Below are 23,413 nucleotides of genomic sequence, written 5' to 3' on the forward strand. Positions count from 1 at the left end.
AATAGGCGTCTTGACGGGGCGAAGCGCACTTCTTCAACAGGCCGGCTGATCGCCGGCCCTGTTCGTTCGGGGCCGCGGTTCGAAGGCTTCCCGACATCGCTTCGGAATCGGTTCATGCCCGCCGCGCCGCTTTCACACGCTGACGGTCCTCTTCCAGCGTCAGTCCGATATCGAAGCGATTGATAAGCCGTTCACGATGTTCGTCGACGAGGCGCTTGACGCGGTTGTCTCCGATTGCGCCTAACGCACTCAAAGCCTTCTGCAAGCGAATGCCGACCTCTACCGTTGCGGCGCCATCGCGAGCGATGGGAGTGAAGAAGTCCTCGAACAGGTCTTTCGTCTGTAACGCCTCGACATACACATGCCGGACCGGCTGGTCCGACTCGTCGATACCGCCCTCCGCATGACGTACCCATGGCGTCAGCACCCGGACGCCGCAGCCAATCACGTCGATTGCCGTACCGGGGTCGTTGATTCCCGGTGACAACGCTCTCGACGCCACCTCCGCCAGCACGATGATGCCGAATCGCGGATCCTCCTCGAAACGGCGCGACGGGCTGATCGTGAAGGCCTCGGCAATTTTCTCGGCACGCGCCTCATCCAGCGTGGGCGTCGACGCCAGCACTCTGGTCATGTCGAGGAACGTTCCCGGCAATGCCTGCACGTAGATGGCATGGCCCAGATCCTCGGCCAGCGAATCCAGCAGCGGCATGTCGATGTGCTGAAGATAACCCACCTTGCCGGCGCGAACCGGCTCGAGCCCTTCCGGCACCGTGGCAGGCATCGCCTGGCCACCCAGATAGGGCTGATCCATGCGCCCTTCCAGCGCTTTCCTGGCCGCCGTTTCCACTTTGTCGATGGTGTCTCGCACCCGACCCAGCCGAGTCAGATAACCGGCCCACTTGATCAACTGGTAGACCATCATCACGATGACGACGAGCGTCGCCGCGAACAGCAGTGTCCGGCCATCTTCGTCGTAGATGCCGGCCGCCAGCGCAATGATCCCGACCAGACTGAACAGGAAGGCGCCGATGAAGGTTGCCAGCGTGTTCTGCGTCACGCGGTCCTCGATCAGCAGAAGATTGGCCCGCGGGCTGACGTTGCTGGTAGCCGAACCGTAGGCAGTCACCATCGCGCCGAGAGAGAACGTGGTCACCGCCAGCATGCTCGAGGCGATGATATTGAGAATGCTGTCTACGGCTCTAGCCCCGATGCTGACCACCGATGGCACGTCCAGCCAGGGCGTCACCAGCCAGGCGACCAACGCCGTGACCACGCCGCCCAACGAAAAGAGCGTTGCGCGGTACCACAGAGAGCGGCGTAGCTGACGCCACACCCATTGAAAGCGCCCCATTAACATACGGTTCCCATCCCTGGATTGAATCACGCTCAGTCTACGCCAAACGGGCTATCGACGAGCCTTTTGCCGATGCTGGTCTATTCTGATCTCGAACCTGTCCATCACGATGACGGACAGCATCGACCATCGGTTCGGGCAAAAGGAGCTTGCCATGACCACGACCCCCGCAAGGCGGGTGACCCGCCATCGCTGCGGCAAGGGCTTCACCTATCGCACACCGAATGGCAGGACGCTGAACGACAAGGCGTGGCGCGACTGGATCCGGTCGCTGGCGATCCCGCCGGCCTGGCGCGATGTCGAGATCGTGCTCGACAAACGTCACCATATCCACGCTTCCGGCCGCGACAGCGCCGGCCGCAAGCAGTACGTCTACAACGCCGAGTGGCGCGAAAAGCGCGAAGTGCTGAAATTCGACCGCATCGTCGAATTTGCTTTACGGCTGACGCCCATGCGTCGCGTCACCGGCCAGCATCTCACGCTCGAAGGAATGCCCCGGCAGAAGGTGCTCGCCTGCATGGTGCGGCTGATCGACAGCGCCTACTTTCGACCGGGGAGCGAGCGCTACCGGGAAGAGAACGAGTCCTACGGCTTGACCACCATGCGCTCCAGGCACCTGACCATCGATGGCGACGAGCTGATATTCGACTACCAGGGCAAGAGTGGCCAGCATCAGCATCGCGTGGTCGAGGATGAGCGCCTGGCCAGGATCGTCGGCGAGCTCGACGACATTCCCGGCTACCAGATCTTCAAGTATTTCGACGACGACGGCCGCAAAGTGAGAGTCGACAGTCACGATCTCAACGACTACATCCATGAAGTGATGGGCGAACGCTTCAGCGCCAAGGATTTCCGCACCTGGGCCGGCACGTCGATTGCCGCACTGGCGCTGGAAGAGCTCGGCCCGGGCGACAACGACAAGGTCAGCCAAAGCAATGTCCGCCAGGCGGTCGAACGCGTCGCCAAGACGCTGGGCAACACGCCGAGTATCGCCAAGGCGAGCTATATCGATCCGCGGGTCGTGGAAAGCTATCTCGATGGCCGGACGCTGGATCATTTCCGCAAACTGGTGGAGACCGAACTGGAGGCGGACGACAAGCTGACCGGCCCGGACGAGCGCGCCATTCTCAGGTTGTTGAGAAGCCGGCTGGAATCGGCGAGCTGACGCCCCACCGCTGGATGGAACCCGCACCTAGCAGGTCTTCACTATGCGCTATCGGCACGAGCGACCGATGCGGGCCATCGCCTTGTCGACCTATCGACAATCGACGCTGCCAGACGCTCAATGCTAAAAAGAAGGTTTGTCCACCGACCGTGCCGCATTGCCCGCCCCGTGCATGACATGTCATGCACGGGGCCGCGGCGGCGGATATCTCGATCTGTTCCTCCCACCGTCAAGGAAAGCGCATGAACCCAGCCGAGCCCTCCATCGATACTGTCGTCTACGTCGCCAGCTCAGGAGATGGGACCATTGGCAGCTATCGCCTGGACCGTCAGACCGAAAAGCTGATCCCGCTAGCCACCACCGAGGCGGCGGAGAACGTCATGCCGTTGGCCGTCAGCCCGGACAAGCAGTTCCTTTACGCCGCCATTCGCAGTGATCCATTGCGGGTACTGAGCTATCGCATCGACTCGAACACCGGTGGATTGACGCCACTGGGCAGCGGCGCGCTCTACGGCAGCATGGCCTATGTCGCCACCGATCGATCCGGGCGTTACCTGCTGGCGGCTTCCTACGGCGGCAACCTGGTCAGCGTCAGCCCCATCGACGGCAACGGCGTGGCCGGCGATGCCACCCAGACCTTGGAAACCGGCAGCCGCGCCCACGCGATCCTGACCACGCCGGACAACCATCACGTCTTCGCCACCAATCTGGGAGACGACCGGCTGGCCCAGTTCTATTTCGCGGACGGTGCGCTCGCCCCCAACGATCCGCCCGCTGCCGAGACCGCCGCCGGGGCCGGGCCGCGTCACTTCGTGTTCTCACCCGACGGCCGATTCGTCTATGTGCTGGGCGAGTTCGACGCGACGGTAACGACCTTTGCACTGAATGCCGACGCCGGTACGTTGTCCCAGGTCAGCGTGTGTCAGGGCCTGCCGGATACGCTCGAGCTGGCGCCGGGCATGCCCCGCGAGGAGATCCCGGCCGGTGACGATACTCCACGCATCTGGGCAGCCGATCTGCATATCACCCCGGACGGTCGCTATCTTTACCTTTCCGAGCGTACCAGCAGCACGCTGAGTACGCTGCGTGTCGATCCGCAAAGTGGCAAGCCGCAGTACGTCGCCAATCAGCCCACCGTGAAGCAGCCCCGAGGTTTCGAGATCGATCCTGCCGGACGCTATCTGGTCGCCGCCGGCGAGCTGAGCGATCACCTGTCGCTCTACCGCATCGACTCCGCCAACGGTGAGCTGACCCATTTAAGCGACGCCCCGGTCGGTCGCAAGACCAACTGGGTGGAGATCGTGTCGTTCGGCTAGTCGAGGCGCTTTCGCGGGCGCGCCGCGTGAATGCGTTGGTCACGTGGCGCTGGTATACTCTGTCGCGACCGCAGGTTGTCGACAACTTCAATTCACAGCCGTCACGACCGATTTCAGGACCACGCTGCCGGTTGACCCACGGTTGCTTCAGTCAAGGGGGAACCGGCGCCGTGCTGCATGGCGTCCTGCGGGCGAACCGGTGATGACGGACGATATCAACCGGAGACGCCCGTCCGACGTATCGATCGCCAGCGTCTTCATCGCACCACTGGCGCGAAGCGTATTCGAATTGCTGTCAAGCACGCGATACTCGTGCCATTGCCAAAGAGAGGTTAACGAATAGACATGTCCAATACCCCGAAGATCATCTACACCCTGACCGACGAAGCGCCTGCACTGGCCACCTACTCTCTGCTGCCGATCATCGAGGCGTTTACCGGTACGGCCGGTATCACGGTCGAGACTCGCGATATCTCGCTGGCCGCCCGCGTGCTTTCCCAGTTTCCGGACCTACTGAGCGACGAGCAGCGCGTCAGCGACGACCTCGCCGAGCTTGGCCAGCTGGCGACGACGCCGGAAGCTAACATCATCAAGCTGCCCAACATCAGCGCTTCCGGTCCGCAGCTCAAGGCGACGATCAAGGAGCTGCAGGGCCAGGGCTACCCCCTGCCGAACTATCCGGACGAACCTTCGAACGACGAAGAGAAAGCCATCAAGGCGAGTTACGACAAGGCCAAGGGCAGCGCGGTCAACCCGGTGCTGCGCGAAGGCAACTCCGACCGTCGCGCGCCGAAATCGGTCAAGAACTACGTCCGCAAATACCCGCATCGCATGGGCGAATGGAGCGGCGATTCCCAGTCTCACGTCGCCCACATGAGCGAAGGCGACTTCTACGGCAGCGAACAGTCCGCCGTGATCGCCAAGGCCGGCAAGCTCAAGATCGAACTGCAGCAGAAAGATGGCACCCACATCGCCCTGAAGGACGGCCTCGCGGTCAAGGAAGGCGAAGTCGTCGACGCTTCGCGCATGAGCAGCCGTCGCCTGCGCAACTTCATCGATAGCGAAATCAAGGATGCCAAGAAGCGCAACGTGCTGTTCTCGCTGCACTTGAAGGCGACCATGATGAAGGTCTCCGACCCGATCATGTTCGGTATCGTGGTCGAGGAGTTCTACAAGGACGTGCTCGAGAAGCACGCCGAGGCGCTCAAACTCGCGGGCTTCAACGCCAACAGCGGCATCGGCGATCTCTACAGCTCGATCGAATCGCTGCCCAGCGAACAGCAGGATGCGATCAAGAGCGATATCGACGCGCTCTACAAAGAGCGTCCGCCGATGGCGATGGTCGACTCCCACAAGGGCATCACCAACCTGCACGTGCCGAGTGATGTGATCATCGACGCCTCGATGCCGGCGATGATCCGTGACTCCGGCAAGATGTGGGGCACCGACGACGCGCTGCACGACACCAAGGCGGTGATCCCCGATCGCTGCTACGCGACGATCTATCAGACCGTGATCGAGGACTGCAAGAAGCACGGCGCCTTCGATCCCACCACCATGGGTAGCGTGCCCAATGTCGGTCTGATGGCGCAGAAAGCCGAAGAGTATGGCTCCCACGACAAGACTTTCCATATCCCGGCGGACGGCACCGTGATCGTCACCGACGAGAACGGTCAGACACTGTTCAGCCACGACGTCGAAGCCGGTGATATCTGGCGCATGTGCCAGACCAAGGACGCGCCGATCAAGGATTGGGTCAAGCTGGCCGTCACTCGCGCCCGTGAAAGCGGCGCCCCGGCGATCTTCTGGCTTGACGCCGACCGTGCCCACGACGCCAAGCTGATCGAGAAGGTCGAGACCTATCTCAAGGATCACGATACCGACGGCCTGGATATCCGCATCCTGGCGCCGGTGGAAGCGATGAAAGTCTCTCTCGAGCGTATCCGCAAGGGCGAGGACACCATCTCGGTCACCGGCAACGTGCTACGTGACTACCTGACCGACCTGTTTCCGATCATGGAACTCGGCACCAGCGCCAAGATGCTCTCGATCGTGCCCCTGATGAACGGTGGTGGCCTGTTCGAGACCGGCGCCGGCGGCAGCGCACCCAAGCACGTTCAGCAGCTGCTGGAAGAGAACCACCTGCGCTGGGATTCGCTGGGTGAATTTCTCGCCCTGGCGGCGTCTCTCGAACATCTGGGCAGCACCTTCGACAACGCTCGCGCCAAGATCCTGGCGTCCACGCTGGACCGCGCCAACGGTGAATTCCTCGACGCCGACAAGTCGCCCAAGCGTAAGGTCGGCGAGCTCGACAACCGCGGTAGCCACTTCTACCTGGCGCTCTACTGGGCGAAAGAGCTGGCCGCTCAGACCGAAGACGGCGAACTCAAGGCGCTGTTCGAGGAGATCGCCAAGACCCTCGGCGACAACGAGAAGGCCATTGTCGACGAGCTCAATGCCGCGCAAGGCAAGCCAGTGGACATCAAGGGCTATTTCCATCCCGATCGCGAGCGGGTGAGTGACGCCATGCGTCCCAGCAAAACGCTGAACGCAGCGCTGAACAAGCTCTACCAGGCGTCCTGATCGGCGACCGGCTCGGACTACCGAGCCGGTATCCCGTCTTTCGTCCTGCTTCGGCAACGACGGAGCCAAAAAGAAACGGGCCCGTGCCAATGGCACGGGCCCGTTTGCTTGGGCGGGTAGGCGTTACCAGAAACGCGATATCGACAATAGGCTCGTTGCCAGTAATCCGGTTGCCTTACCATTCTTGAAGACCGGTACTTCCGGCTCGTCGACGGCAAAGATGCCGCCGCTCAGCCGGCGGACGCGCTTCATGAACAGCGCGATGCAGATCAGCGTGCCGATTGCCGCCACCACGTAGCTCATCTGCAGCGACAGACCGAAGCCGATCGGCGCGTAGGCCAGATAGGTAAAGGTCGCCATGGTCATGAATACTGCCGGAATCGAAGTGATCAGGTGCGGCTTGCGCGCCAGCACCAGATACATCGTCGCAACCCAGAGAGCGATGACCGCCGTGGTCTGGTTGGCCCAGGAGAAGTAGCGCCACAGCAGCGTGAAATCCATGTGGGTCAACGCGTAGGAGATCACGAACAGCGGCGCGGCGATGAGCAGACGCTTGACGATGGGCCGCTGATCGATCTTCAGATAGTCGGCAATGATCATGCGCGCACTGCGGAAAGCCGTATCGCCGGAGGTGATCGGCAACACGATCACGCCGAGAATCGCCAGCGTACCGCCAATGGCGCCGAGCATGGTGGTCGACACTTCACTGACTACCGCGGCCGGGCCGCCGGCAGCCAGAACGTCGGACAGCGTGTGGTCGCCATGGAACAGACTCATCGCCGCAGCGGCCCAGATCATCGCGATGACGCCCTCGGTGATCATCATGCCGTAGAAAATCTTGCGGCCGTTGCCTTCGTTCTCGGTGGTGCGCGAAATGATCGGCGTCTGGGTGGCGTGAAAGCCGGAGAGCGCGCCACAGGAGATGGTCAAAAACAGCAGCGGGAAGATCGGCGCGCCCTGCGGATGCATGTTCTGGAACGAGAGCTCCGGGATAGGGGCCCCGGTGAAGATCATGCCGAGACCGATACCCAGCGCGCTGAACACCAGCAGCGCACCGAAATAGGGATAGATTCGGCCGATGACCTTGTCGATCGGCAGCAACGTCGCCAAGAGGTAGTAGGCGAAGATTACCATCGTGATCAGCGTGATCGACAGCGGCGTCATGTTGGCCAGCAGCGCCGCCGGCGAGGTGACGAAAACGGTGCCGACCAGCAGCAGCAGCAGGATGGCGAAACCGTTGACGATGTGCTTCATCGCCTTGCCCAGGAACTTGCCCGCTAGCTGCGGCAGGTGCGCGCCGTGATTACGGATCGAGATCATGCCGGTGAGATAGTCATGTACCGCGCCCGCAAAGATGCAGCCGACCACGATCCAGACGAATGCCACCGGACCATACAGCGCACCCAGGATCGGCCCGAAGATGGGTCCGACACCGGCAATATTGAGAAGTTGGATCAGCGAGTTACGCGTCGTGTTCATCGGCACGTAATCGATGTTGTCACGCATGGTGAAAGCGGGCGTGCGCCGCTTGCGGTCGGTGACGAAGACTCGCTCCACGAATTTTCCATACGTGAAGTAGCCCGCTATCAATAGCAGGATCGATCCAATGAATGTAATCATTTAGTGCCCCTGAAGCGAAGGGGATACCTTGTGGGTATCCGGCAGGTACCTTGATAGGGATGTTGGCGGGCCAACGGCGGTCGCAGTATGGTTATCCGCGCCAATTTACGAACAAGGTCAAATAATTACATTTAGACTTTAGTGGCGGACTCGGCGCCGAGGCGCTTGCCGGGTCTCGCCTTGTCCCGCATGCTGACGCCTTTCCCGTCACCTCGGGTAGCCTGCTTCGATGATCAAGACATATGCGTCCTTACTCTCAGCGCCTTTTATCGACTCCCTGACTTCGAAAGCCGTAACGGCTGCCATCGTGTTGTCGATGTCGATCTCTGCCGCGGTCGCGTCGACACCACCGCACTCTCACGATCTTCTGGCTCGTGCCGATGTGGTGTATCAACCCACCGTGACATCCCTCGAGCACCTCGCCCCGGACGCCGATCCCGACGTCATCGCCCTGGGTCTTGCCACCATGCAGTGCGCCCAGCGCCACGGCGTGGGCGAAGCTGCGCAGCGCCTGGCGATCATCGATTACAGCCGCTCCTCGCTGACACCACGCCTGTGGGTTTTCGATCTCGCCCGGAACAAGCTGCTGTACCGTGAAGTCGTGGCCCATGGTCAAGGTTCCGGGGGTGACGTTCCCGATCGATTTTCCAACCAGGAAGGCTCACACGCCTCGAGCCTGGGTCTGTTCGTGACGCGCCAGACCTACGAGGGCAAGAACGGCTACTCGTTGCGTATGGATGGGCTCGAGCCCGGCTTCAACGATGCCGCCATGAGCCGCGCGATCGTGATGCACGGCGCCGATTACGTCGATCCTGGCATTGCCGAGCGTCAGGGACGACTCGGACGTAGCTGGGGATGCCCCGCTCTGCGTCCCGGCGTCGCTGGGGATGTCATCGACGTGCTCAAGGAAGGCCAGTTCATCTTCTCCTACTATCCCGAACGGGAATGGCTGATGAATTCGGCGCTGGCGCAGTGCGCTCAGGCCCGCGTCGAGCAACAGGACACCGGCGAGTATTTCCTCGGCACACGCTGATCAAGCATCGCCTTTATCGAGTGCAGGCGGGGGCGCGCACGACGTCGATAGCGAGTACCCTGTTCATGGCAGTCATCCCATCATTGGCGGCCGCCCCACCCACAGCAGCCACCGATCCCGGTAGTGCGCACGACGTGAATCAAGAATGCGTCGTTCTTCGGCGCGTCGTTCGAGGGAGTCAGCATGTCACGTACGGGAATTACACTGCTGCTATTGATCGTCACCCTGATGGTTTCGCCAGCGAGCTTCGCCGTGCCCTACTGGGGCGAAAAACAGTCAAGCCCTGTCGATACGCCGATCGACCAGCTTCCTCCCGGCGCCTGGATCTGGGGTGGCGATGACAGGCATGCCGGCCCGATGGCCGTCGTCGTCAGCCTCACCGAGCAGCGCGCCTACGTCTATCGCAACGGGATCCTCATTGGCGTGACGAGCATCAGTACCGGTCGCGAGGGTTACGAGACGCCGACCGGCGTCTTTACCGTGCTCCAGAAGGACAAGGACCACTACTCCAACCTCTACGGCAATGCACCGATGCCGTATCAGCAACGCCTGACCTGGGACGGTGTGGCGCTGCATGCCGGCGGGCTGCCCGGTTACCCGGAATCCCACGGCTGCGTCCACTTGCCGACCGAATTCGCTCGTCTGTTGTTCGATGCATCCAACCTGGGCATGACGGTGGTCGTGGCGAAGGCGGGCCAGGCGCCGATCTCCGTGGTTCACCCGGGACCATTGAGCCCCATCGATGCCCATACTGGCAGTGGTGTCGAGATTCCTCTGTTGGCCAGTGGCAGCAGCTGGCGCTGGGCCATGGACCCTCCTTCCGAAGGCCCGGTCTCGATGGTTCTCAGCCGTAGCGATCGCCTGATCGTGGTCTATCGCAATGGCGTCGAAATTGGCCGTTCACGCGTCGAGATCGGCAGCCCCGACAGGGTGACGGGTACGCGCGCCTATATCGTCGAAGGCCATTTCCATCCACCGCCGGCTAGAGAGAGCGATGAAGTGCCCCTGCGTACTCTTCCCATGCCGACCTGGATCGCAATTGGCGTCCCCGGTTACGAAAGCACTGCCGGCCAACTGGTCTCGACCAACCTGGTCAATCAGGTGGTCGTACCCGATGGTTTCAAGCGGAAGGTGTTACCCCTGCTGGAACCCGGCACCGTGCTGGTCGCAACCGATGCCCATCTCACCGCGGAAAATAGTGGTGAGTCCATCCGGGTGATCGATAGCGTTGGCCCCCGTACCTGGCTCGATGATGTCATGACGCTGCTCCATCCCGGCACGGACCGCTAACGTCGGCATGCATCCCCGCTCAGCCTGGGGTGCGTCACACTGTGCGACATTTATCCGCTAGGACATTCCTCGCGGGTAACCTATGTTGAGAGTCGCAAGGCGACTCGGCTCGCCGCAGCGACAGATAATCAGCAACCAGGCGGTACCCGAGCGCTTCCGTTCGATGCTTTCACGGTGGCGAGGTGTTTATGTTCAAGTCTCTGCTAGTCCCGATCGATGGTTCCGAGGACTCCCATATCGCGCTCAACGTTGCCTGTCAGTTGGCAGCACCGGTTCAGGGCAAGCTGTATCTGCTCAACGTTCGCGACCCTTACCCACAACTGCATAAAGGCGAATTGCTCAGTGTCGAAGCGGCGATCAAGGCGGCTTCGGTGGATACCGCCGATCACGAGGGTCACGCCATTCTCGATGCCGCGCTTGATACGCTACCTTCCTTCCCCGGTTATAACGGGGAGTTCGATACGCTCGTCAAGCAGGGTTCGCCGGCACGCATGATCGTCTCCGAGGCCGAGCGGCTGGGCGTCGATGCCATCGTGATGGGCAGTCGTGGCATGGGGCAATTCAAAGGGCTGATGATCGGCAGCGTTTCGCACAAGGTGACCCATGTCGCCAACTGTCGTGTTATCTGCGTACACGAGACCCCGCATCGGCATGCAACCCAGGCGCCTCACGAGTTCATCGACGTGGATTAACGCGGCCACCTCCGTAGCTTGCAGCTGGCCCACGCCTTGCAAGGCCGCGGGATCGCCACCATGTTGAAACAGTGCCGAGAGGCAAAGTCTCGAGGAGAAAGATCATGGCCAGCGGTTGGGCAAAAGATGGCGCAGTGCAGGAGCAGATCGACAGCACCGTCCAAGACGGTATCGAGGAAGCACGCCAACGGCTTCGGAATCAGGGCCCTAGCCTGACGGTCTGTGAAGAGTGCGAGGCACCGATTCCCGAGGCACGGCGACAGGCCGTTCCCGGCGTGCGCCTGTGCATCGCGTGTCAGGCGGAAGCAGACCGTCATCAAACCCATCGCGCCAACTACAACCGTCGCGGCAGCAAGGATAGTCAATTGCGCTAGCGGCCAAATACGCCCCAACCAACTCCATCGGCGGTCATCCCGCGCCGGGCATCGGCGCCCGGTAATGCTAGAATCATGGCGTCGTCACAGCCTGCCGAGCGCTGAAGGAGTCCGGTCTCATGCATTTCGATCTCGCGGACTTGCGCATCTTTGTCCATGTCGCCGAAGAGAGCAGCCTGACAGCCGGGGCTCAGCGCGCGCATCTTTCTACCGCTGCGGTCAGCGGCCGAATCAAGTCTCTCGAAGCGCAACTGGAAAGTCGGCTGTTCTATCGTAGCAGTCAGGGTGTCGAGCTGACGCCGGCCGGCGAGCGCCTGCTGCAGCACGCACGCCTCATCCTGCGCCAGGTCGAGCGGGTCAAGAATGAATTCTCCGGTTACGCCAGTGACGCCATCGGCCATTTACGGATATTCGCCAACACCACCGCCGTCATCGAGTTCATGCCCGAGGTACTGGCCGATTTCCTCGCCACGCGGCCCGGCATCACGGTGGATCTTCAGGAGCGGCTGACCAGCGATATCATTCGCGGCGTTCTCGATGGCACCGCCGATATGGGAATTCTCGGCATCATGGTGGGCGTCGAGGTGCCTTCACGACTGAAAACGCTGCCATTCAGTCAGGACAGGCTGGTCCTGGCCACGCCACTCGATCATCCGCTGACCGAACGCGAAGAGATCACCTACGAAGATGCGCTGGATTATCCCCACGTGACGCTTCACGAAGGCAGCACCCTCTTTCACTACCTGGAGCGCAAGGCGCTGGAGTTCGGCAAGCCATTGCCGGTCAGAATTCAGGTTTTCGGTTTCGAATCGGCGTGTCGGATGATCGAAGCCGGCGTCGGCGTCGGCATCCTGCCGGAGTCCTGCGCCTTGCGCTATCAGAATCACATGCGGTTGAGCGTGCGCCATTTGAGCGATGCCTGGGCATATCGGGAACGCAGCGTGCTGATCCGCGAAGATCATGTCCTCCCCGCTTTTGGCCAGGAGCTGCTGGATATCATCACCCAGCATCAGACGTCTCGGAGCCCCTCGCTGGAGCGCCACGAACCGGCTTCGCCATGAAAAACGCCCCGTATGGCGGGGCGTAATCGTTTCGGTTATTGCCAACTCGGGCTCAACTCAAGCGCTGAGCGTAGTCCTCGTAGCCGAAGGTCTTAACCGTGCGCACTTCGCGGCTCGTCTCGTCGATCCGACAGATCGACGGCAGACGGATGCCATTGAAGGTGGTGGTCTTGACCATGGTGTAGTGCGCCATGTCGGTGAACACCAGACGGTCACCGATCTCGAGCGGACGATCGAAGGCGTAATCGCCGATCACGTCACCGGCCAGACACGTCGTGCCGCCCAGTCGATAGGTGTACGCCTTCTCGCCGGGCCTGGCGCCGCCGAGAATCTCCGGACGATACGGCATCTCCAATACATCGGGCATGTGCGCCGTGGCGGACGTGTCCAGAATCGCGATCGGGCCATCGTTTTCGACGATATCCAGCACGCTGCAGACGAGATAACCGGTATTCAGCGCAATCGCCTCGCCGGGTTCGAGATAGACCTCGAGATGCGGGTGGCGCGACCGGAAGTCACGGATCACTCGCACCAGCCGTTCGACATCGTAGTCGGCCCGCGTGATGTGGTGACCGCCGCCGAAGTTGACCCAGCGCAGGCTGGCCAGATACTGGCCGAACTTCCGCTCGAAGGCATCCAGAGTCGCTTCCAGCGCGTCGCTGTTCTGCTCGCAGAGCGCGTGAAAGTGCAGTCCCTCCAGCCCCTCGAGATCCTCCGGCGCCAGATCCGCAGCCCGGGTGCCGAGCCGTGAACCCGGCGCGCAAGGGTCGTACAGCGCCACCTCGCCGGTGGAGTGCTCGGGGTTGACGCGCAACCCGCAGGAGACTTCACGCGGCGACGCTTTCACGGTGTCGCGAAAGTGCCGCCACTGCCGCGGGGAATTGAAGCTCAGGTGGTCCGCATAGCGCAGCACCACGTCCATTTCAGGCGCGGTGAACGCCGGCGAGTAGACGTGCACCTCGCCACCGAAGGTCTCGGCACCCAGACGCGCTTCATCCTGACCGCTGGCGGTGGTTCCAACCAGATACTGGCTGACCAGCGGGAAGGTATTCCACATGGCGAACCCTTTCAGCGCCAGCAGAATTCTCGCGCCGCTGTCGGCCTGCACCTTGCCCAGCAGTTCCAGATTGCGCCTGAGCAGCGCGTCGTCGACCACGTAGGCCGGCGACGGACAGGCCCGAACGTCGAAGGGATAGTCGGCGATGGGAGAGGCGATAGTCGTCATCTCCTGCTCAGGCCAGCGGGTCTTGATCGGGGTCGAGCTCGACCATCTGCCACGGCAGGCCCATCTCGCCGATGCGCTCCATGAACGGGTTAGGATCGAGCTGCTCGACGTTGTAGACGCCCTCGCCCTTCCAGATGCCTTCCAGCATCAGCATCGCCCCGGTCACCGCCGGCACGCCTGTGGTGTAGGAGATCGCCTGGGACTGGACTTCCTCGTAGCACTTCTCGTGATCGCAGATGTTGTAGATGTACACCTTGCGACGCTTGCCATCCTTGATGCCGTCGAGGATGACGCCGATGTTGGTCTTGCCCTTGGTACGCGGACCGAGCGAAGCCGGATCCGGCAGGACCTGCTTGAGGAACTGCAGCGGCGAGATGTCGACGCCGTTGACCTGGATCGGATCGATGCGGGTCATGCCCACGTTCTCGAGCACCTTCAGGTGGGTGATGTACTTTTCGGAGAAGGTCATCCAGAAACGGATGCGCTCGAGCCCCTTGATGTTTTGGGACAGCGATTCCAGCTCTTCGTGATAGAGCAGATAGAGATCTTTCTCGCCGATGCCGTCGAAATCGAACTTGCGCTTCTCGGCCAGGGGCGGTGTCTCGACCCACTCACCCTTCTCCCAGTAACGACCGTTCGCAGTGATCTCGCGAATGTTGATTTCCGGATTGAAATTGGTCGCAAACGGATAGCCGTGGTCGCCGCCATTGGCATCGAGGATATCGATGCGGTGAATCTCGTCGAACAGATTCTTCTGGCCATAGGCGCAGTAGATATTGGTCATGCCCGGATCGAAACCACAGCCCAGCGTGGCCATCGCGCCGGCCTTTGCGTAGCGATCCTGGAACGCCCACTGTTCCTTGTACTCGAACTTGGCTTCGTCGGGGTGCTCGTAGTTGGCGGTGTCGAGATACGGCACGCCGGTCTGCAGGCAGGCTTCCATGATGGTCAGATCCTGATATGGCAGTGCCACATGGATCAGGATATCCGGTTTGAACGACTCGATCAGCGCGACCAGCGCCTCGACGCTGTCGGCATCGACCTGGGCGGTCTGGATCGGACGCGGCAACTGCTCGGCGATCGCCTTGCATTTGGCTTCGTTACGGCTGGCGAGACAGATCTCGCTGAATACCTCGGGATGCTGGGCGCACTTGTGAGTAACGACACCACCGACGCCACCGGCGCCAACAATCAGGACTTTGCTCATGAATTCGCTTCCAGATCGGGAAAAGTCAACAGTGATAAGGTCTTATCGCTAGTGGCCAAGGCGAGTCAAATCAGTGGTCAAGGGCTTGTCGAATGAGTGTGCAACTAACTTCTCAGAAGATTCAGCGCGTCCCGACCCGATGCCACCCCGGTCTTGGTCTCGCACCGACCCGGGAACCGGCGAGAGGCCGCAGATAATGACCTCGTCTGAGACTGGCCTCAAGACTTTTTCGCGTCAAATTCCGGCCGATTTTAGGATAGATTCGTTACCATCCGACTAAACATCGCCCTCCAGTGTCTTGCCCTCGCTCGCCGCCCTTCAACCCCGAGGCCCGAACAGAATGACACCGGCGCCGATCAGACAGATCGTCGCGCCAATCACGTCCCACCGATCCGGCAGGCGCTGCTCGACCAGCCATAGCCATACCACCGACGTGACGATGTAGACGCCGCCGTAGGCCGCGTAGGCACGCCCTGCGTAATCGCTGTCGACCAGCGTCAGAAGCCAGGCGAACAGCATCAGGCTGACGACGCCCGGGCCCAGCCACAGTGCAGACTTGTCCAGTCGCCACCACGCCCAGAATGCGAAGCAACCGGCGATTTCTGCTAGCGCGGCGGCGAGGTAGATAAGGGGGGTCAACAAGATGTGGGCCTGTCTAAAACCGTAGGATCCGGCGGTATCGCCTCACCTGACAGGCGCCATTCCAACGCTACCGACCAAGACGTCTCCACGAGCCAAAACGACGACCCCGGCCTGAAGCCGGGATCGAGAAACGCTCTTGGCCGAGAAGTTCGAACGAACTTCAACGACGGCCGAGAATAATACCCAGAAACACGCCAACACCGCCTGCAATCGCCAGCGCGCTGATCGGATTCTTGACCGTTGCCTCACGGACTTCGTCGAGCTTCTCGCCGTAATTGGCCTGCACCTTGCCTACTGTCTGACGCGCTTTGCCTTCGCTGCGCAGATCGTCATCTTCGGTGAAAGCGCCAACGGCTTCCTGAGTGCGACCCTTGAGTTCCTCGGTGCGTCCTTTCACTTGATCTTCGTACATGTCGATCTCCTTGATGACTGACTTTACAGCAGAATCACTCCACTGGCCCTTGAGCATAGTTGGCTTGCGCGTTCTCGACAAAATTCGCGTATTTCGGTCGAGCTCGAACGCCGAAAACTGCCGGACATCAGCGCCGAACCGGTTTACGCTGCGTGGCGATCATGACCAAGGATAAATGCCATGCCGCTACCGTCGCTGCTCCGTCTGCTTCTGCTATCCGCGCTTTGGGGAGCCAGCTTCCTGTTCATGCGAATTGCCACTCCGGCACTGGGGGCGTTTCCCACCGCGTTTTTCCGCGTGCTGTTCGGCGCGCTGGGGCTGGTGGCGATCCTCGCCGTACTGGGCGTGCGTTGGCAGTTCGATGGCAAGTTCAAGACGTCACTGGCGATCGGCATGGTCAACTCCGGCATTCCGTTCGCGATGTTCTGTATCGCGGCCCAGTATCTGCCTGCCGGCTACTCCGCCATGCTCAACGCCTCGACGCCACTGATGGGCGTGGTGATCGGCGCCACTTTCTTTCAGGAACGGCTTACGCGGGATCGTCTGATCGGCGTGGCGCTGGGCGTACTGGGCGTCAGCGTGCTGGTGGGGACCGGCCCTGTCGCGTTAAGCCGGGGTCTGCTGATCGGTGCCGGCGCCTGCCTGGTCGCCGCTGGCTGCTATGGATTGAGCGGCTTCGCCGTCAGACGCTGGATAGCCGAGCGCGGCGGGCTCGATTCGCGGCTGATCGCAATGGGCTCACAGGTGGGGGCGACCTTGTTACTCGCGCCCTTCATGCTGGGGCAGGTCGCACTCGCGCCAAACGCGCTGGTATGGAACGACCTCGGTGTCTGGTGGGCAATGCTGGCACTGGGCCTTGCCTGCACCTCGGTGGCCTACCTCTTCTACTTCCGCTTGGTCGAGGATCTCGGTCCGATCAAACCACTGACGGTCACCATGCTGGTCCCCCTGTTCGGCGTGCTGTGGGGCGCGCTGTTCCTCGGCGAGCGGGTCACCTGGGCGCACGCTGTCGGCGGACTGCTGATCGCGGGAGCCCTGTGGCTGATTCTGTTCAGGCGCCAGCGATAGCTCTTTAGCGACAGCTCTTTGGCAATAGCTGGTTGGCAATAGCTGGTTGGCGATAGCTCGTGGGTGATAGCTCGTTGGTGATGGAACAGCGGCAACAGATCCTTGGCGAGCGGACGTCGCCGGCAGAACATCATCCACCGACCTGCAGCGAGAGAGCGCATCAGCGAATCTCCCGCCTCTGGATTTTCGAACTATACTGAGAAACGCATTCTGCTAAAAAAGGAATAAGCAATGCGTACTTCAGGTTTGATGGGTGCAGGGCTGCTGGGTTTGACTCTGACACTCGCAGGTTGTGCCGGGGCGCCGCCGTCTCCATACGAGAAGGCGGCCGGTGAATACGAAGGCGTCCTGCCCTGCGCGGACTGCTCGGGCATCCAGGTCGATCTGGAAATGATGAACATGGATGACACTGGTGGCGCCTATTCGCTCAACAGCCTCTACCAGGGACGGAGCGATGAGCCGATGACCACCAAGGGCAATTTCCTGGTGCTCAAGGATGCCGGACCGCAGCAGATTCCGACGATCTACGAGCTCAAAGGCGCCGGCGGCAATACGATCTACTATCTACGCCCCCTCGACAACGGCGATCTCGAAGTCCTCGATACTCACATGCAGACGATCCAGTCCGGCGCCGACATGACGTTGAAACGTCAGTAAGTTCAGCCAGGACCAGCCGACGAACCGGGCTCATGCCCGGTTCGCTCGTTTAAAGGCTCAAGTCTTCAGTGAACGATGCACATACAGATCGTATCGGCTGGTCTTGCCTTCCAGAACGTGCTTGGGCGCGGGGCCCTCGATAGGCGGCGCCTTGCGTGGGCGCTTGACCACGACGCGGTGCGTGGCGACATCCAGCGCCGCCGACAGCAGGCTCGGGGCATCGATATCATCGCCCGCGAGCTCGCGGAAGAGCCGCATCTCCTTCTTGACCATGGCGGACTTTTCCCGATGCGGAAACATCGGATCGAGATGCACGACCTGAGGCTGGTGCGGCCAGTCGCCGACTGCTTGCGCCAGTGCCGTTGCGCTGTCGGCGTGTCTCAGTGAAAGCCGTTCGACGATCTGTGCCACCTCGTCGTCGCTCGACGCCTGCCGCAGAGCCGCCTGCAGCAACGCGTGGACCGCCGCCACGCGTTCGACCATCAACACCTCGGCCCCCAGAGAGGCCAGCACGAAAGCGTCCCGACCCAGGCCTGCGGTGGCATCGACGATCTGCGGCACCACACCCTTAGCGAAGCCGCAGGCTCTGGCGACGAGCTGCCCGCGCCCGCCGCCGTAACGCCGGCGATGCGCCGCGGCTCCCGTCACGAAATCCGCGCGTATCGGATGACCGTAGAGTCTGACGTCACCGCCGATTTCCAGTCCGTTCTCGCCACATTGCAAGACGAGCCCGCCAGCGGGCGCCGACGAAGCCCAGGGCAATCCATAGCGCGCGGCGAGATCGATCAGGGAGTCGCCGACCACGGTCAGCGGCTCGCCGGCTGCCATCGGAGAGTGGGAATTCACGTCGCCCATACGAACAGCGCCACGCCCAGCAGCAGACGATAGATCACGAACGGCATCATGCCGATCTTGTCCAGTGCTGCCAGAAACAGCTTGATGCAGATCCAGGCCGCCACGAACGACAGCGCCACACCCAGCAGAATCTCGTGCCACTGGGCTGCGGTACCCGACTGAACCAGCTCGAATCCTTTCAACGACCCTGCCGCCAGAATCAGCGGAATCGACAGCAGGAAAGAGAAACGCGCCGAGGCCTGCCGGGTAAAGCCGAGCATCAAAGCTGCCGTCATGGTAATGCCCGAGCGCGAAGTGCCCGGAATCAGGGCAATGGCTTGGGCCAGGCCGATCAGCAGCGCGCTCTTCAGGCTCAGGGTTTCGAGCGGCTTGACCCGGCTACCGCGCTTGTCGGCCACGCCCAGCAGCACCCCGAACAGGATCGTCGTCGTGGCAATGACGAGCACCGAGCGCCCTGCACTCTCGACCCAGCCTTCGATCAACAGACCGACGATCACCGCCGGGATGGTGGCGATGATGATCGCCCACCCCAGACGACTTTCCGGGGTCGGCCCGCGCTCGCCGAACTGGGTAAACCAGGCGTGAAGGATGCGCCAGACTTCGTGGCGGAACGCGAACAGCACGGCCCCCAGCGAGCCGATATGGACGGCGACATCGAAGGCCAGCCCCTGGTCGGACCAGCCAAACAGCTGCGAAGGTAGAATCAGATGCGCGGAAGAAGAGATGGGCAGAAATTCCGTCAAGCCCTGGATGATGGCGAGCGCGGCCAGCTGAAAAACATCCATTATCGTTCAATATCCTTATGTAAAGAGGTCGCCACCGTTAGCCTCGACCTTTCACGTCTTACGCCACGCCACCTCGTCACGCAGATAGACGGGTATAACTTCATGGGGGGAGCCACCGCGGGCGCCACGCTGCCACGAAGCAGCGGCCAGACGTGCAATATCCTCAGCCGCCGGGAGTTCATCGGGGAGGGTCTGCACCAATGCAGCCTGTACATCGACAGGCATGGCAGATAAAAGTTGCCAGCCGCTGCCGATCCCCAGCCACTCGAGTTCGTCATCGCCTTGCGGCAGCGAGAGTTTCGAAGGCGGCATGACCCGCTCCTCCAGGAGGGCAGTCAGCGTCCCCTCATGGCAGCGATAGGCGGCGACATAGATCTCGTCCATGCGCGCGTCGAGCGCCGCGATCACATATCGCGCGTGCCATTGGCGATGGGCAGCCAGCGCCAGAGCGTCCAGCGTCGAGATTCCCATCAACGGCAGATCGGCGCCATAGGCCAGCCCCTGGGCGACCCCGGCCGCGATTCGCAAGCCGGTAAACGATCCGGGACCTTGCCCGTAGGCAATCGCATCGAGCTGCTCCAGTGATACACCGGCCTCGGCCAGAACCTCGTCGATCATCGGCAGCAGCAGGCGGGTATGTTCGCGCGGGGCGATCTCGAAGCGCTGAACGATGGATTGATCCTGAATCAGCGCACAGGAACAGGCGGTAGAGGAGGCGTCCAGCGCCAGCAACGTCGGCATCGGTGTCCCGGGGAATGGCGGCAAAAAGAAGGGGGCGAGTATAGCGCCATCGTGACGCCAAAACGAACGCTCCGCCAAGAGGCGGAGCCTATTTCGAGACGACTTTTCGGGCTATCGGCGTTTCTGGCTAGCAGCGTTTCTGGCTAGCGGCGTTTTAGGCTAGCGAGGAGTCGGACTGGCAAGGAACCGGATGCTCAGGCCTCGAGTGCGGCGAGAACCTGTTCGCGAATCTCGTCGACGCTGCCGATACCGGCAATACGGTGGTACGCCGGCGCTGCGTCGGCATCCTCCGCCGCCCACTGCTGATAGTAGCCGACCAACGGCTCGGTCTGATCATGGTAGACAGAAAGACGATGGCGTACGGTCTTCTCGCTATCATCGTCACGATGAATCAGCGGCTCACCGGTGACGTCGTCCTTGCCCTCTTCCTGGGGCGGCTTGTAATCGACGTGATAGATGCGCCCGGAATCCGGATGCACGCGACGTCCGGAAAGTCGATTGACGATCTCTTCGTCGTCGACGGCTATTTCCACCACATGATCGAGCTTGATGCCGGCTTCCTTCATTGCATCCGCCTGCGGCAGCGTGCGCGGAAAACCGTCGAACAGGAAGCCGTTGGCGCAGTCGGGCTGCGCAATGCGCTCCTTGACCAGCGCAATGATCAGATCGTCCGATACCAGAGCGCCACTGTTCATGGTCTCCTTGACCTTGACTCCCAGCTCGCTACCGTCCTTTACCGCGGCACGCAGCATGTCGCCGGTGGAAATCTGCGGGATATGAAAATGCTCGCAGATGAACTGGGCTTGGGTACCCTTGCCAGCGCCGGGGGCGCCCAAGAGGATCAAACGCATCGATACGGCTCCTTGAAGAATGATGTCGGTTCTTGGAATGGTCGGTGACATGGAAAACAGGATGCAGAAGACACCGTCAATGGCTCAAGACGATACCTGCCGATCCGGTAGCGCACAAGACTCGCTTGGGCTAACGCCGCCGCGGGATCCGGCCTTTCGTTTCTACCACGCTGGCGTGGTAGAGACGAAAACGCCAACGGCCTCCGTAGAGGCCGTTGGCGTCGATCGCATCGCCCGTCGGATCAGACCAGCATACGACGGATATCGGTCAGCACCTGCGCCAGGAAGGCGGTGAAGCGCGCCGCATCGGCACCGTTGACTGCCCGGTGGTCATAGGAGAGCGACAGCGGCAACATCAACCGCGGTGCGAACTCGCTACCGTTCCAGACCGGCTTCATCGACGACTTGGAAATACCCAGAATGGCCACTTCCGGAGTATTGACGATCGGCGTGAAGGCCGTACCCCCGATGGAACCGAGGCTCGAGATGGTGAAGCTGGCACCGCTCATCTCGTCGCGGGACAGCTTCTTGTTCTGCGCCTTCTTGGCCAGCTCGACCGACTCCTTGGCCAGATCGATCAAGGATTTCTTGTCGGCATCGCGGATCACCGGCACCATCAGGCCATCCGGCGTATCGACCGCCACGCCGATGTGCACGTAGTGCTTGATGATCAGCTTGTCGCCGTCCGGATGCAGGCTTGCGTTGAACTGCGGGAACTTGCGCAGTGCATAGGCACACGCCTTGATCATGAACGGCAGCGGCGTCAGCTTGGCACCCTGGGATTCCGCCTCGGCCTTCATCGACTTGCGGAACGCTTCGAGCTCGGTAATGTCCGCTTCGTCGAACTGAGTGACGTGCGGTACGTTGAGCCAGCTGCGATGCAGGTTGTTGGCGCCCGCCTTCATCAGACGGCTCATCGGTTTCTCTTCGATCTCGCCGAACTGGCTGAAATCGATCGCCGGCACCTGAGGGATACCCGCACCACCAGTGGCCCCGGCCTTCGCCGCGCCGCCGCCACTCTTGCGATCCTTCATCACCTGCTTGACGAAGCCGTCGACGTCATCCTTAAGGACACGACCCTTAGGGCCGGAACCTTTGACTTCACCGAGCTCGACGCCCAGTTCGCGGGCCAGCTTGCGTACGGCCGGGCCGGCGTGCACGTGGGCACCTTCGGTCTTGTCGTCACCATGCTTGTGGCGCGCTTCCGGGCTCGGCTCACCGCTGACGTCCTTCTGCGCCTGAGCGTCGGATCGCTTGTCGGCCTTGGACGTCTTTCCGGTGTCAGAGGTCTTTTCGGCGTCGGACGTCTTTTCGGCGTCGGACTTGGCCGGTGCCGGCTTCGAATCGTCGCTTTTCTTCGGGGACGATTTCTTCTTCGCCGGCTTCTTGGCACCCGCAACCTCGACGTAGCCGATCAGATCGCCTTCCGAGACGCTGTCGCCTTCCTTGACCGAGACTTCGACGACCTTGCCCTGGTAAGGGCTCGGTACGTCCATGGAGGCCTTGTCGGACTCCAGCGTGATCAGGGTGTCTTCTTCGTTGATCTCGTCGCCTTCGCTGATGGCAACTTCGATTACTTCAACACCTTCGCCGCCGCCGATATCGGGAACACGAATTTCCTGACGGCTGGCTTCGCCGTCGTCTTCGCCTTCGCCGCCTTCATCCTCGTCGCCATCGGCGTCTTCATTCTCGGCACTATCGGAGGATTCCGCGGGCGCTTCATCAGCGTCCTCTTCGCCTTCATCATCGCCTTCGCCAGCGATCTCCATGGTGCCGATCAGGTCACCTTCGGAGACGCTGTCGCCCTCCTTGATCGAGAGCGAGACGATCTTGCCGCTGTACGGGCTCGGCACATCCATCGAGGCCTTGTCCGACTCCAGCGTGATCAACGTGTCTTCTTCGCTGATCTCGTCGCCTTCGCTGACAGCGACTTCGATGATCTCGACGCCGTCGCCACCGCCGATATCCGGCACTTTCACTTCGACGGTACGCTTGCCACCACCGGAGGACTTCTTCTTCGATGCAGCCTTCTGGGGCTCGGCGTCATCGCCGCCGTTGTCGTCTGACTCGTCGCCATCGTCCGCCTGGGGCTTGTCCGATGACTCGCTCTCGTCCTGCGACGGCTCGCCGTCGGCATCATCGCCATCTTGGTCGTCGCCGCTATCCTCGGCTTCCAGCTCGAGAATATCGTCGCCCTCGGAGACGGTGTCGCCTTCCTTGACCAGAATCTTGACGACCTTGCCGCCCTTGGGCGCAGGAACATCCATGCTGGCCTTGTCGGATTCCAGCGTGATAATGGTGTCTTCGGCGGCAATGACATCGCCGACGCTCACCGCGATCTCGATGATTTCGACATCGTCGCTGCCGCCGATGTCGGGAACTTTGATGATTTCGCTACTCAAGGTCGCGCTCCTTTAATCATCCACCAGCCTGCCTAGCGGGCAAGCCGGCTAATTCAGGCAATCTGGTCGCCGCCATT

At 61.5% G+C, this 23,413-nt stretch carries 21 protein-coding genes; 10 read left to right on the forward strand and 11 right to left on the reverse strand.

The genetic code is table 11. The features are described from left to right. Nucleotides 1-112 precede the first annotated feature (112 nt). Nucleotides 113-1,354: a DUF2254 domain-containing protein gene (locus tag DOM58_RS06705; RefSeq protein ID WP_223162142.1), complete on the reverse strand. Its 1,242-nt coding sequence runs from the start codon at nt 1,352-1,354 to the stop codon at nt 113-115. Nucleotides 1,355-1,511: 157 nt separating this feature from the next. Between DOM58_RS06705 and DOM58_RS06710 the strand changes: the two genes are divergently transcribed. The 3 genes from DOM58_RS06710 to DOM58_RS06720 all read left to right on the forward strand — a co-directional run bounded on the left by DOM58_RS06710 (nt 1,512) and on the right by DOM58_RS06720 (nt 6,421). Then, nucleotides 1,512-2,522, forward strand: a complete 1,011-nt coding sequence (locus tag DOM58_RS06710) for a DNA topoisomerase IB (RefSeq protein ID WP_110692251.1) — start codon at nt 1,512-1,514, stop codon at nt 2,520-2,522. Between the two features lie 242 nt (nt 2,523-2,764). Further along, entirely contained in the window at nt 2,765-3,838 is a 1,074-nt protein-coding gene (locus tag DOM58_RS06715) for a lactonase family protein (protein WP_157957506.1), read from the forward strand. A gap of 345 nt (nt 3,839-4,183) precedes the next feature. After that, nucleotides 4,184-6,421, forward strand: a complete 2,238-nt coding sequence (locus DOM58_RS06720) for an NADP-dependent isocitrate dehydrogenase (RefSeq protein ID WP_110692253.1) — start codon at nt 4,184-4,186, stop codon at nt 6,419-6,421. 123 nt (nt 6,422-6,544) lie between these two features. Here the strand turns inward: DOM58_RS06720 and DOM58_RS06725 are convergent, their stop codons facing one another. Next, nucleotides 6,545-8,041: a carbon starvation CstA family protein gene (locus DOM58_RS06725; protein ID WP_075563274.1), complete on the reverse strand. Its 1,497-nt coding sequence runs from the start codon at nt 8,039-8,041 to the stop codon at nt 6,545-6,547. Nucleotides 8,042-8,357: 316 nt separating this feature from the next. Between DOM58_RS06725 and DOM58_RS06730 the strand changes: the two genes are divergently transcribed. From DOM58_RS06730 to DOM58_RS06750, 5 genes are all read left to right on the forward strand, one after another. Continuing rightward, nucleotides 8,358-9,074, forward strand: coding sequence for a murein L,D-transpeptidase catalytic domain family protein (locus DOM58_RS06730; protein WP_110692254.1), 717 nt, complete (start codon nt 8,358-8,360; stop codon nt 9,072-9,074). 183 nt (nt 9,075-9,257) lie between these two features. Next, complete coding sequence (locus DOM58_RS06735; protein WP_110692255.1) at nt 9,258-10,364, forward strand: L,D-transpeptidase; 1,107 nt, start codon at nt 9,258-9,260, stop codon at nt 10,362-10,364. A gap of 188 nt (nt 10,365-10,552) precedes the next feature. Next, nucleotides 10,553-11,056 (forward strand): universal stress protein, encoded by a 504-nt coding sequence (locus DOM58_RS06740; protein ID WP_110692256.1) that lies wholly within the window; start codon nt 10,553-10,555, stop codon nt 11,054-11,056. Nucleotides 11,057-11,160: 104 nt separating this feature from the next. Beyond that, nucleotides 11,161-11,430, forward strand: a complete 270-nt coding sequence (locus DOM58_RS06745) for a DksA/TraR family C4-type zinc finger protein (protein ID WP_110692257.1) — start codon at nt 11,161-11,163, stop codon at nt 11,428-11,430. Between the two features lie 119 nt (nt 11,431-11,549). Continuing rightward, nucleotides 11,550-12,491: a LysR family transcriptional regulator gene (locus DOM58_RS06750; protein WP_075563278.1), complete on the forward strand. Its 942-nt coding sequence runs from the start codon at nt 11,550-11,552 to the stop codon at nt 12,489-12,491. Between the two features lie 52 nt (nt 12,492-12,543). Here DOM58_RS06750 and nspC read toward each other — a convergent pair whose 3' ends face one another. From nspC to DOM58_RS06770, 4 genes are all read right to left on the reverse strand, one after another. After that, the gene (gene nspC / locus DOM58_RS06755) at nt 12,544-13,716 is read right to left on the reverse strand and encodes a carboxynorspermidine decarboxylase (protein WP_075563279.1); all 1,173 of its coding nucleotides are present in this window, start codon (nt 13,714-13,716) and stop codon (nt 12,544-12,546) included. Between the two features lie 7 nt (nt 13,717-13,723). Next, nucleotides 13,724-14,923 (reverse strand): saccharopine dehydrogenase family protein, encoded by a 1,200-nt coding sequence (locus tag DOM58_RS06760; RefSeq protein ID WP_075563280.1) that lies wholly within the window; start codon nt 14,921-14,923, stop codon nt 13,724-13,726. 318 nt (nt 14,924-15,241) lie between these two features. Further along, a complete protein-coding gene (locus tag DOM58_RS06765) occupies nt 15,242-15,565 on the reverse strand; it encodes a YnfA family protein (protein WP_223162143.1) in 324 nt (107 codons plus the stop codon). Nucleotides 15,566-15,725: 160 nt separating this feature from the next. Then, nucleotides 15,726-15,977, reverse strand: a complete 252-nt coding sequence (locus DOM58_RS06770) for a CsbD family protein (RefSeq protein ID WP_075563281.1) — start codon at nt 15,975-15,977, stop codon at nt 15,726-15,728. A gap of 180 nt (nt 15,978-16,157) precedes the next feature. Between DOM58_RS06770 and DOM58_RS06775 the strand changes: the two genes are divergently transcribed. Continuing rightward, entirely contained in the window at nt 16,158-17,045 is an 888-nt protein-coding gene (locus DOM58_RS06775) for a DMT family transporter (RefSeq protein WP_110692259.1), read from the forward strand. A gap of 231 nt (nt 17,046-17,276) precedes the next feature. After that, nucleotides 17,277-17,702 carry a copper resistance protein NlpE gene (locus tag DOM58_RS06780; protein ID WP_110692260.1) on the forward strand — a complete coding sequence of 142 codons (426 nt, stop codon included), beginning with the start codon at nt 17,277-17,279 and terminating at the stop codon, nt 17,700-17,702. Between the two features lie 57 nt (nt 17,703-17,759). Here the strand turns inward: DOM58_RS06780 and DOM58_RS06785 are convergent, their stop codons facing one another. From DOM58_RS06785 to aceF, 5 genes are all read right to left on the reverse strand, one after another. Next, nucleotides 17,760-18,557, reverse strand: a complete 798-nt coding sequence (locus DOM58_RS06785; protein ID WP_245392183.1) for a class I SAM-dependent methyltransferase — start codon at nt 18,555-18,557, stop codon at nt 17,760-17,762. Continuing rightward, complete coding sequence (locus DOM58_RS06790) at nt 18,545-19,342, reverse strand: undecaprenyl-diphosphate phosphatase (RefSeq protein ID WP_110692261.1); 798 nt, start codon at nt 19,340-19,342, stop codon at nt 18,545-18,547. Before DOM58_RS06790 ends, DOM58_RS06785 begins: the two co-directional genes overlap by 13 nt. Nucleotides 19,343-19,393: 51 nt before the next feature. Then, a complete protein-coding gene (gene tsaB, locus DOM58_RS06795; protein WP_075563285.1) occupies nt 19,394-20,083 on the reverse strand; it encodes a tRNA (adenosine(37)-N6)-threonylcarbamoyltransferase complex dimerization subunit type 1 TsaB in 690 nt (229 codons plus the stop codon). A 194-nt stretch (nt 20,084-20,277) separates the two neighbouring features. Further along, on the reverse strand, nt 20,278-20,934 hold the full coding sequence (adk, locus tag DOM58_RS06800; protein ID WP_110692262.1) for an adenylate kinase: 657 nt from the start codon (nt 20,932-20,934) through the stop codon (nt 20,278-20,280). Nucleotides 20,935-21,176: 242 nt separating this feature from the next. Next, nucleotides 21,177-23,336 (reverse strand): dihydrolipoyllysine-residue acetyltransferase, encoded by a 2,160-nt coding sequence (gene aceF, locus DOM58_RS06805; protein ID WP_110692263.1) that lies wholly within the window; start codon nt 23,334-23,336, stop codon nt 21,177-21,179. Nucleotides 23,337-23,413 lie beyond the last annotated feature (77 nt).

The sequence above is a fragment of the Salinicola halophyticus genome (assembly GCF_003206695.1).
Classification (GTDB): domain Bacteria; phylum Pseudomonadota; class Gammaproteobacteria; order Pseudomonadales; family Halomonadaceae; genus Salinicola; species Salinicola halophyticus.

What these genes read in the sequence shown, in the direction of transcription:
- adk (WP_110692262.1), bottom strand. Translation starts at nt 20,934, where the DNA reads ATGCGTTTGATCCTCTTGGGCGCCCCCGGCGCTGGCAAGGGTACCCAA.
- DOM58_RS06750 (WP_075563278.1), top strand. Translation starts at nt 11,550, where the DNA reads ATGCATTTCGATCTCGCGGACTTGCGCATCTTTGTCCATGTCGCCGAA.
- DOM58_RS06710 (WP_110692251.1), top strand. Translation starts at nt 1,512, where the DNA reads ATGACCACGACCCCCGCAAGGCGGGTGACCCGCCATCGCTGCGGCAAG.
- DOM58_RS06790 (WP_110692261.1), bottom strand. Translation starts at nt 19,342, where the DNA reads ATGGATGTTTTTCAGCTGGCCGCGCTCGCCATCATCCAGGGCTTGACG.
- tsaB (WP_075563285.1), bottom strand. Translation starts at nt 20,083, where the DNA reads ATGCCGACGTTGCTGGCGCTGGACGCCTCCTCTACCGCCTGTTCCTGT.
- DOM58_RS06760 (WP_075563280.1), bottom strand. Translation starts at nt 14,923, where the DNA reads ATGAGCAAAGTCCTGATTGTTGGCGCCGGTGGCGTCGGTGGTGTCGTT.
- DOM58_RS06720 (WP_110692253.1), top strand. Translation starts at nt 4,184, where the DNA reads ATGTCCAATACCCCGAAGATCATCTACACCCTGACCGACGAAGCGCCT.
- DOM58_RS06705 (WP_223162142.1), bottom strand. Translation starts at nt 1,354, where the DNA reads ATGGGGCGCTTTCAATGGGTGTGGCGTCAGCTACGCCGCTCTCTGTGG.
- DOM58_RS06725 (WP_075563274.1), bottom strand. Translation starts at nt 8,041, where the DNA reads ATGATTACATTCATTGGATCGATCCTGCTATTGATAGCGGGCTACTTC.
- DOM58_RS06775 (WP_110692259.1), top strand. Translation starts at nt 16,158, where the DNA reads ATGCCGCTACCGTCGCTGCTCCGTCTGCTTCTGCTATCCGCGCTTTGG.
- DOM58_RS06730 (WP_110692254.1), top strand. Translation starts at nt 8,358, where the DNA reads ATGTCGATCTCTGCCGCGGTCGCGTCGACACCACCGCACTCTCACGAT.
- DOM58_RS06715 (WP_157957506.1), top strand. Translation starts at nt 2,765, where the DNA reads ATGAACCCAGCCGAGCCCTCCATCGATACTGTCGTCTACGTCGCCAGC.
- DOM58_RS06780 (WP_110692260.1), top strand. Translation starts at nt 17,277, where the DNA reads ATGCGTACTTCAGGTTTGATGGGTGCAGGGCTGCTGGGTTTGACTCTG.
- DOM58_RS06740 (WP_110692256.1), top strand. Translation starts at nt 10,553, where the DNA reads ATGTTCAAGTCTCTGCTAGTCCCGATCGATGGTTCCGAGGACTCCCAT.
- DOM58_RS06745 (WP_110692257.1), top strand. Translation starts at nt 11,161, where the DNA reads ATGGCCAGCGGTTGGGCAAAAGATGGCGCAGTGCAGGAGCAGATCGAC.
- nspC (WP_075563279.1), bottom strand. Translation starts at nt 13,716, where the DNA reads ATGACGACTATCGCCTCTCCCATCGCCGACTATCCCTTCGACGTTCGG.
- DOM58_RS06735 (WP_110692255.1), top strand. Translation starts at nt 9,258, where the DNA reads ATGTCACGTACGGGAATTACACTGCTGCTATTGATCGTCACCCTGATG.
- DOM58_RS06785 (WP_245392183.1), bottom strand. Translation starts at nt 18,557, where the DNA reads ATGGGCGACGTGAATTCCCACTCTCCGATGGCAGCCGGCGAGCCGCTG.
- DOM58_RS06770 (WP_075563281.1), bottom strand. Translation starts at nt 15,977, where the DNA reads ATGTACGAAGATCAAGTGAAAGGACGCACCGAGGAACTCAAGGGTCGC.